Genomic DNA, 8,715 nt, shown 5'->3' with positions numbered 1-8,715 from the left:
GGTTCTATAATGATGTCTGGAAACATTTTTTCATTTTCGCCTTTTATTGCGACTCAATTTGCAAGAGATTTGCATGTTTCGTCTACCGCTTGGGGATTTATTTTTATGGCTTTGCATTTGGGACTTCATACGAATTCGTCATTTAAAAAACTTGCTCGCGTTATAAAAGAAACGAATAAAAAATACGCGCTTTATTTATATAATTTTTTGTTTTTTATATTCATTGCTTTGGGAATATTTTTATTTATTAAAAGCCAACTTTGGAAGTCGATGTTTATGATTCCGAAAGATTTTGTTAATTTTAATCTTGCAATTTTTTATATCGAATATTCTATTATTACTTTGGCGATTTGTCAGATTTTTTATTTGTTTAGTAATTTTATGAATAAAAAATAAATAAATTTTGTAAAATTTGTTATCTTACAATTCTGCGGGCAATCTTTTGTTTATTGAATTTTTCTTAATTTTTATTTATACTAATTTTAAAATTATTTAATTTGATTAGGCTATTATGTATATTGTAAACGATATTAAAAATAAAATAATTAAAGGCGATTCTTTAGAGATATTAAAAAATATTCCTTCTGAGAGTATAGACCTTATATTTGCCGACCCTCCATATTATATGCAAACGGAAGGCGAGCTTTTAAGGACGAACGGAACTAAATTTAATGGAGTCGAGGATACATGGGATAAATTCAGCGGTTTTGAAGAATATGATAATTTTTGTATCGGTTGGCTTAAAGAATGTCAAAGAATATTAAAAATCACGGGCAGTATTTGGGTTATAGGTTCTTTTCAAAATATTTTTAGAATCGGAAAAATAATGCAAGATTTGGGATTTTGGATATTAAATGATATTATTTGGCATAAAACGAATCCCGTTCCAAATTTTGGCGGGACAAGATTTTGCAACGCTCATGAAACTTTGCTTTGGTGCGGTAAAAATAAAAAAACTAAATTTACTTTTAATTATAAAACGATGAAATATTTGAATAACGATAAACAAGAAAAAAGCGTTTGGAATATAGGATTATGCATAGGCAACGAAAGATTAAAAGACGATAGCGGAGTCAAAGTTCATTCCACTCAAAAACCCGAAGAATTGCTTTACAAAATAATTTTATCTTCTTCTAAACCTAACGATTTGGTTCTCGACCCGTTTTTTGGCACAGGAACTACGGGAGCGGTTGCAAAAAGGATAGGCAGAAATTATATTGGAATAGAAAGAGAGGAAAAATATATTTATTATGCCGAAAAGAGATTAAAAGAAATAAATCCCGAAATAAACGAAATAACAGAATTATCTTTGGAAGCAAAACCTCCTAAAGTTCCTATGAAAAAATTATTAGAGCGAGGACTTTTAACCGAAGAGCAATCTTTATATACTTCCAAAGGTGAAGAGGTTTGCAAAGTAAAAGCGGACGGAAATGTTTTTAATAAATACGGAACTTTATCAATACATAAAATGAGCGCCAAATTATTAGGATTGAATAATAATAACGGTTGGGATTATTTTTACGCATATTATGACAATGAATTTATACCAATAAATAAATTAAGATACATATACAAGGATTTATCATAATGAAAAACGATTTGGAAAATATTATAATTAAAGCGGTTAGAAATATAATTGAAAATTCAATTTCCAATAAAAAGATAAAAAATCTAAAAGAAAAGCATGATAAGAAAATGCATTTTATACCTAAAAACTATAGAGTATTTGGAGGATTATTGCAAAGCATGAATATTCAATTTGGAAATTTTATTGAAGAACTTATGACTTTAATAATATCAAACGAAAATAAATTTAAAATTTTAGAAGAATATAACGGAAAAAAGAATAATAAATTTTATCTGTCGGATTCAAATATAAAAAGAATAGACGATTATATTGCAAAATGTCAATACGAACATACCGCCGATTTGAAAAAAGAATTTCGTTTATTACAAAATGAAATATTAAACGATAAAGGAAATAATTTTATTGAAGTTAAATGCGATACGGATTTAATTTTTTATAATAATAAAAATATATATTATTTTGAAGTAAAATATAACGATGACCATGACACTGGAAAATTTGTAAATATAAACAAAAAATTTCTAACGACTTACGCCGCAATAGCGACCGAACTAAAAAACAAGAATTACAAAGAAACCGTTATTCCGATATTATTTTATTTTACCAATAAGAAAATGAAAGGAAATAATTATATCCCCGAAGAAACGAATATAAGAAGAGGCGAAAGATTTTTTGACGAATTCCTTTCTATAAAATATGACGATTTGGAAAAATGTTTATCCAATATATCCGAAAATAAAAAGAATATAAAAATATTTGACGAGCTTTATCAAAAAATTATGGAAATGTAAATATAGTTTTTATCTTTTATAAATTACAAATAAAAATTAGCGGGTTTTTTTTAATGAAAATTGCTATTCTTGGCGGAACATTCGACCCTCCTCATTTGGGACATTTGATTTTAGCCGACACGGTTCTTAAGGAATTGAATTACGATAAAGTTTTGTTTATTCCGAGCAAAATTCCTCCTCATAAAAATATAAGCGGAGAAGTTTCAAACGAAGACAGACTCAATATGCTTAAACTTTCTATAGAAGACGATAAAAGATTTTCATTTGACGATTACGAATTAAAAAGCGAAGGAATTTCTTATTCTATAAAAACTTTGAATTATTTATACGAGAATTATAATGTTGACGGAAAAATCGCCTTGATTATAGGAGCGGATTTAATAAAAGATTTTCACAAATGGAAAGAGCCAGAAAAAATATCCGAACTTGCAAATATTGTAGCGGTTAATAGAGAAGAAAACGATAATTTAGATAAGGAGAATATAGAAAAATATAATATAAAAATCATAATCGCTCCAAGAATCGACATTTCTTCCACTTTAATAAGAGAGAGAATAAAAAAAAATAAAGCTTTCAGATATTTTCTAAACGATAAAGTTTACGACTATATAATTTCTAATAAACTATATTTATAAAAAATAAAATAATTAAAACCAATATCTAAATCCGAAGTCGCCCGAAAATCTAAAGAAAGACGCGAATGTCCAGCCCGTATAACTTGGATACCAGCCGAAAGTTCCAAATCCTCTGCTTCCTATTGAAATGATACTTAAACCAGGAGTAATTTGAAGAAAAATTTCCCAATCTCTGTCGACTATAAACGAAACTCCAACGGGCATTCTGAAAGCCGCTTCTATATTCCAATATTTGTTTCCGAATCCCGTTATAGCTTCTAATCCCGGTCCCAAATATAGCCTGACATCCGATTTTCCCAAGTCGCCCAATTTTGTGGTAAATCCCCACCAATCGGCGCTTGCGCTTAATCCAAACCAACTCCATCCGCTCGAAGATATCCCAATATTGAATATTCCGCCGAACATAAAAGGAATTCCTTCGAATTTTCCCGTGATGCCCAACGATGTCTGACTCGGAAAACTAAAACGAATAAAAAAACCCGCCGCGCTTCCAGAAGGATAATTTGCAAAAAGTTTATTATATGAAGATAAAGAAATTATAATAATAAAAGTAAAAAGAATTATTTTTTTCAATTTTAAAACCTTAAAAGAATTTATATTCAAAATTTTCTTTAATTATAAAAATTATAAAAAAATTATTAAAAAAAGTAAAGTATAAATATAATATTAAAAAATAATAAAGCCCCGCCGTAAAGCGAGACTATATATTAAAATATAAGAGAAAAACAATGAATTAGAACCAATATCTAAATCCGAATTCTCCTCCAAACCCGAAGAAGCCAGGCAAATAGAATCCTCCGCCTTCACCGATACGAGCGCCAAAGACATAAAATCCGCTATTTCCCGCAGCTATAACATTTACAGTCGGAGCAATTTCTATAAATATTTCCCAGTTTTGTTTAACGATAAACGAGAAACCTACGGGCATCCTCAAACCAGCGGTTAAAAACCAATATCCGCTACCGAAGTCAACCGTAAAAGCTCCGCCAGGTCCCAGATATACCCAAGCGTCAGAATCTCCAACGGGTCCAAAATTATGTTTGAAGCCCCACCAATCTGCGGTAAAACCTATTCCGAACCAGCCTCCGCCAAATCGAACCGTTCCTCCAAACATTACTGGAACTTTACTTGATTGTCCAGTCACTCCTATAGCTCCTCCAGCGGGATAACCGCCCATGAGCATTGCTCCAACCGCGTCTCCATCCGAGAAGGCCGCTTGCGCTTTTGTAGGAATAGCAATAATTAAAGCTATCGCTACAGTTGTAGATAATATGATTTTCTTTAATAACATATTATTCTCTCCTTGTTTTTTAAATTTTACTTGATATTATATAAGAAAAAAAAAAAATCAAGTGCTTTTGTTAAAAAAATATGATTTTTTTATAAAAAAATGCAAAATTTTTCGTTTTTTCCGATAAAATAATTACTATAATTATAAATATTTGCAAATAAACATAATATATGATATAATAATCTCATGCTTTACAATATAAATAATTATATATCTAATTCCGCTTGGAAATATATTTTTTACGGTATCGATATAATTTTAGTCGCGATATTATTTTATCTTGTTTATATATTCGTTTACAATACGAGAGCTTACAGCGTTGTCGCGGGATTTATAATATTATTTTTCATTACTTTTATGGCGAGAGTATTCGGGCTTACGACATTGTCTTGGATATTCGATAAATTTTTTCAAGTGGGACTTATCGCGATTGTCGTTTTGTTTCAAGCGGAAATAAGGCATGGTTTAAGAATATTGGGAGGAAGAGCGTTTTTCAAAAAATCGTTCGGTTATGACGAAAATAATATTCAAAAAATATTAAGCGCCGCGTTTAATTTATCATATAAAGGACATGGAGCTTTAATAGTGTTTCAAAAAAATATTTCTCTTCACTCTTTAATCGACAGAGCGGTAAAACTAAACGCCGATATATCTATAGAACTTGTAGAGGCGATATTTTTTAAGAACAATCCGATTCATGACGGAGCGGCTATAATAATGGAAAATAGAATTGCTGCTGCAAGCGCGTATTTGCCTTTAACAGAAATGGAGCCGAAAATAAAAAACAGAAGATTAGGAACGAGGCATAGAGCGGCGCTTGGAATTTCCGAACAAACTGACGCGGTTATTTTGGTTGTGTCGGAAGAAACGCAAAGCATTTCGTTGGTTCATAACGGAATATTGGAATACGATTTAAATAGAGACGAATTATACGCGAGACTTGGAGAACTTTTGGAAATAAAATGATTAGAAATAAGATACAAAGCGAAAGAGAAAAAATAAAAGAAAAAATCAAAAATAAAAGAACCGAATTGAAATCTATAAAAAGCTATAGAAAAATTTATAATCTAATAACGAAAAGATTTCAAATAAAACTTTTATGTTTGCTTATGGCTTTTATATTATTTTTATATGTCCGCTATCAGCAGGAATTTTCCAAAGATTATATAGCGAAATTGGATATAATAAATATTCCGTCAAAACTTTTAATTGCGAATAATATTCAGGAAAATATTACGATAACGGTTCGAGGATTTAGAGACAGCAAGCATGAATACCCGATGGAATTTTCGACTTATATAGATTTGACTAACGCTCAACTTGGAAGCAATATGTATAGAGTAAATCTTTCGGAAGATATAGATTATAAGAATTTGAATATTATTATAACTCCGAATAGAATTCCTATAGTTTTAGACGAATTGGTTTATAAAACCGTGCCGATACAAGCGACAACAATCGGAACTACTTCTTTGGGTTTGGATATAGAAAATATAATAATAAATCCGTCAAACGCTATAATTTCTGGACCAAAAAATTTAATTTCTTCTATAAATAAAATAAACACAGTTCCTTTGGATTTAACCGATAAATATTTGGATTATTCCGCAAGGATTAGACTCAATTTGCCTAAAAATATAAAGTCGGATATTTCGCTTGTCGATGTCAATGTTTTATTCAATAAAGATACGGAAAAAATAGAGTTTAACGATATAGTGATTAATATAAATAATTTGGACAGCCGTTTAAATGTAAAATTGGAAAATCCTTTAATAGTTCAAAAATTGGTATTGGAAGTCAATAAAAATTTGGTTACGAATATTTCGGAAAGCGATTTGTCTTTATATTTGAATTTGAAAAATATAACAAACGCGGGAATCTATTCGAATATATCGGTGGAAGTCAATATTCCAACTTATGCAAAATTACTCAATATAGAGCCTTCTTTTTTCGATATTGAAACCGAAAGCAGATAAAAATTAAAGTTAAATAAAATGATAAAATTTATAAAATTTGGAGATATAATTATTTTTATTTTTATAATCGCTTTTTCTTTTTTTTACGCTAAAAGACTAATAGAAAATAATAACGATTCAAAAATAATAATAGAATCTTCAAATAAATCTTTAAGATTCGATTTAAATAACGAGAGGGAAATTATTATCGAAGGATTATTGGGCGAGTCGAAAATATTGATAAAAAATAATAATGTAAAATTTTTAGAATCTCCCTGTCGCGATAAATTATGCGTTAAAGCTGGAATTTTAAAAAACGCTCCTTTAATATGCATGCCAAACGGAATAATAATCAGATTTGAAAATAATTTTGAAGACGATATTGAAATAGATTCTATAGTTCAATAGTTTAAATTCGGCGGTAATTATGACTTTTTTTGAAGATATTAAATTTCATAAAGGAAAAAGAAGAATATACGATATAATATTTTTCGCATTTCTTTCTTCTTTTATAGCGGCGCTGGAAAATATGTTTCCTCGTCCGATTCCGTATTTTAGAATCGGTTTTTCTTTTATAATCGTAATAATAGTTTTGGACTCTTTCAAATTAAGAGAGCTTATTTTACTTATACTTATAAAAAATATTTCAGTCGCCGTAGCTTTTGCGTATATATTTACTCCTACTTTTTATTTAGGATTATGCGGAGGAATAGTTTCTGTAATTGTAATGAAACTTATGAGAAACTTTAAAAATACTTTTTCGTTTTTTGGAATAAGTTTAGCTGGCGCGCTTACGAGCAATTTATCGCAAGCTTTTTTATCAAAATATTTATTTAATCTGCCCGATATAAAATTTTTAATAGTTCCCGTATTTATAATTTCTTTAATAACGGGAAGTATCGTGGGGATTATAAGTATATTTTTGATTAGAGATAATTAATAATTTTTATGACAAAAACATTATTTTAAATATAAAAAATATAAAAAATTGAATTTACTATTCATTTAAAATTATAAAAAAACATTTGACAAAAAATAAATTTAATGTATAATGACGGTATGAAGTTCATCACCGTCAACCGTCAACCGTCAACCGTCAACCGTCAACGCTAAAATTATATTTAGTTGATTTTTTTCTTTGCATAACTTTTAGAAAAATAAAATTATTTAACGCTCCGTTAAAAATATATTCAAGGTATGTATTATGAATATAGCGATAATACATACGGGTTTTGCAAAATATGTCGTTTATGTTTTAAGGCAAATAAAAAGAACAAATCTAAATTCAAAAATATTTTTAATATCCGATAAAGAAAATAAAAATTATTCCAAATATTCTACTTTTGTAAACATATCTAAAATTTCAAGCGAAGATGCAAAAACTTTCAAAGAAAAATATATTCACCTTGGCAAAAGTAATCCAAACTATGAAATGTTTTGTATGTTAAGATGGATTATTTTAAGAGATTTTATGAGAGAATACGATATAAAAGAATGTTTGCATATCGACAGCGACATATTAATATTTTCCGATTTGGAGAGTGCGTTAAATCCGTTTTCAAATTATAAAATATCTCTCGCTCATAATTTGGCTTTGACAATGCATATTAAAGATATTGAAGTTTTAAACGAATTTTCAAAATATTTATTATTCAAATACACGAACGAAAACGAACTTAATAAATTAAAAGATATGTATTATAAAACCGACAGAGCGACTAACGGAGTTGCAGGAAGCATTTCGGATATGGATATATCGAGAGAATTTTTTTCAAATATAAAAGAGACGATTGGAAATTTGAGCGAAGTCGTAAACGATTCAATTTTTGATTCGGCTATAGTTTACGGCGCGCCCGAATTTGAAATGCTGAAGAAAGGAAAATATGAAATGAAGAAAATATTTTTTGAAAATAAAGAGCCATTTTGCAATTATATATTAAACGGCGAAAATAGAAAAATTAAATTTCATTCTTTGCATCTTCTTACTTGGACAAAATTATTTATCAAAAAACTTTCCGATTGCAAGGATTTAAATTTTAATCCTTATTTTATAAATATTTGCAGAGAGTTTACTTCGTTCAAATCGAAAATGAAAAAATTTTTGGCGACTGCCCGCTGTAAGCGATTTTAAGATTTGATTTTATTAATAGTAGATTGTTTCGATTTATAAATAAATTTCGCAATGACGGGAAATGTATTGTCATTCGCTTTGCGTCCCTATGGAAACGAGGCTATTTATAACCGAAGTAATCTATTTTGTATAGATTGCCACGCTTACGCTCGCAATGGACGGGAATTTTTGTAATGACAAACATTTTATTACTGTCATTACGAGGGCAACACCTGAAGTAATCTACTATTAATAAAGTTGATTTTAAAATAAAATTCTATTAATTTTGTATTGCTTCACTTGGCAACATGCCCGCTTTAGCGTGTTCGCAATGACTATTTTTAT

Annotated in this window: 10 protein-coding genes and 1 pseudogene; 9 read left to right on the top strand and 2 right to left on the bottom strand. The window is 29.1% G+C overall.

Translation table 11 applies throughout. The annotated features are described in order from the left end of the window. The 4 genes and pseudogenes from EZH24_RS03900 to nadD form a co-directional block, all read left to right on the top strand. A pseudogene (locus EZH24_RS03900) lies at positions 1-396 on the top strand (DUF4405 domain-containing protein); the annotation flags it as partial. Between the two features lie 115 nt (positions 397-511). Beyond that, entirely contained in the window at positions 512-1,588 is a 1,077-nt protein-coding gene (locus EZH24_RS03895) for a DNA-methyltransferase (protein WP_137997817.1), read from the top strand. Next, complete coding sequence (locus EZH24_RS03890) at positions 1,588-2,379, top strand: HinfI family type II restriction enzyme (RefSeq protein ID WP_137997816.1); 792 nt, start codon at positions 1,588-1,590, stop codon at positions 2,377-2,379. The genes EZH24_RS03895 and EZH24_RS03890 overlap by 1 nt, the downstream gene beginning before the upstream one ends. Positions 2,380-2,432: 53 nt before the next feature. Further along, positions 2,433-3,014, top strand: a complete 582-nt coding sequence (gene nadD, locus EZH24_RS03885; protein WP_137997815.1) for a nicotinate (nicotinamide) nucleotide adenylyltransferase — start codon at positions 2,433-2,435, stop codon at positions 3,012-3,014. 12 nt (positions 3,015-3,026) lie between these two features. Here the strand turns inward: nadD and EZH24_RS03880 are convergent, their stop codons facing one another. Next, the gene (locus EZH24_RS03880) at positions 3,027-3,587 is read right to left on the bottom strand and encodes a hypothetical protein (RefSeq protein WP_137997814.1); all 561 of its coding nucleotides are present in this window, start codon (positions 3,585-3,587) and stop codon (positions 3,027-3,029) included. A gap of 160 nt (positions 3,588-3,747) precedes the next feature. Beyond that, complete coding sequence (locus EZH24_RS03875; RefSeq protein WP_137997813.1) at positions 3,748-4,305, bottom strand: hypothetical protein; 558 nt, start codon at positions 4,303-4,305, stop codon at positions 3,748-3,750. Between the two features lie 186 nt (positions 4,306-4,491). Between EZH24_RS03875 and cdaA the strand changes: the two genes are divergently transcribed. From cdaA to EZH24_RS03850, 5 genes are all read left to right on the top strand, one after another. Further along, positions 4,492-5,271: a diadenylate cyclase CdaA gene (cdaA, locus tag EZH24_RS03870; RefSeq protein WP_137997812.1), complete on the top strand. Its 780-nt coding sequence runs from the start codon at positions 4,492-4,494 to the stop codon at positions 5,269-5,271. Beyond that, entirely contained in the window at positions 5,268-6,281 is a 1,014-nt protein-coding gene (locus EZH24_RS03865) for a CdaR family protein (RefSeq protein ID WP_137997811.1), read from the top strand. The genes cdaA and EZH24_RS03865 overlap by 4 nt, the downstream gene beginning before the upstream one ends. Before the next feature lie 18 nt (positions 6,282-6,299). Further along, complete coding sequence (locus tag EZH24_RS03860; protein ID WP_236847059.1) at positions 6,300-6,668, top strand: NusG domain II-containing protein; 369 nt, start codon at positions 6,300-6,302, stop codon at positions 6,666-6,668. A gap of 19 nt (positions 6,669-6,687) precedes the next feature. Then, entirely contained in the window at positions 6,688-7,200 is a 513-nt protein-coding gene (locus EZH24_RS03855; RefSeq protein WP_137997810.1) for a Gx transporter family protein, read from the top strand. 264 nt (positions 7,201-7,464) lie between these two features. Next, positions 7,465-8,391 (top strand): hypothetical protein, encoded by a 927-nt coding sequence (locus EZH24_RS03850; RefSeq protein ID WP_137997809.1) that lies wholly within the window; start codon positions 7,465-7,467, stop codon positions 8,389-8,391. The last annotated feature ends 324 nt before the right edge of the window (positions 8,392-8,715 follow it).

The sequence above is a fragment of the Brachyspira catarrhinii genome, assembly GCF_005518285.1.
Taxonomy (GTDB): domain Bacteria; phylum Spirochaetota; class Brachyspiria; order Brachyspirales; family Brachyspiraceae; genus Brachyspira; species Brachyspira catarrhinii.
This window is presented reverse-complemented; position numbering and strand designations above follow the sequence as displayed.

What these genes read in the sequence shown, in the direction of transcription:
- EZH24_RS03895 (WP_137997817.1), top strand. Translation starts at nt 512, where the DNA reads ATGTATATTGTAAACGATATTAAAAATAAAATAATTAAAGGCGATTCT.
- EZH24_RS03890 (WP_137997816.1), top strand. Translation starts at nt 1,588, where the DNA reads ATGAAAAACGATTTGGAAAATATTATAATTAAAGCGGTTAGAAATATA.
- nadD (WP_137997815.1), top strand. Translation starts at nt 2,433, where the DNA reads ATGAAAATTGCTATTCTTGGCGGAACATTCGACCCTCCTCATTTGGGA.
- EZH24_RS03875 (WP_137997813.1), bottom strand. Translation starts at nt 4,305, where the DNA reads ATGTTATTAAAGAAAATCATATTATCTACAACTGTAGCGATAGCTTTA.
- cdaA (WP_137997812.1), top strand. Translation starts at nt 4,492, where the DNA reads ATGCTTTACAATATAAATAATTATATATCTAATTCCGCTTGGAAATAT.
- EZH24_RS03865 (WP_137997811.1), top strand. Translation starts at nt 5,268, where the DNA reads ATGATTAGAAATAAGATACAAAGCGAAAGAGAAAAAATAAAAGAAAAA.
- EZH24_RS03860 (WP_236847059.1), top strand. Translation starts at nt 6,300, where the DNA reads ATGATAAAATTTATAAAATTTGGAGATATAATTATTTTTATTTTTATA.
- EZH24_RS03855 (WP_137997810.1), top strand. Translation starts at nt 6,688, where the DNA reads ATGACTTTTTTTGAAGATATTAAATTTCATAAAGGAAAAAGAAGAATA.
- EZH24_RS03850 (WP_137997809.1), top strand. Translation starts at nt 7,465, where the DNA reads ATGAATATAGCGATAATACATACGGGTTTTGCAAAATATGTCGTTTAT.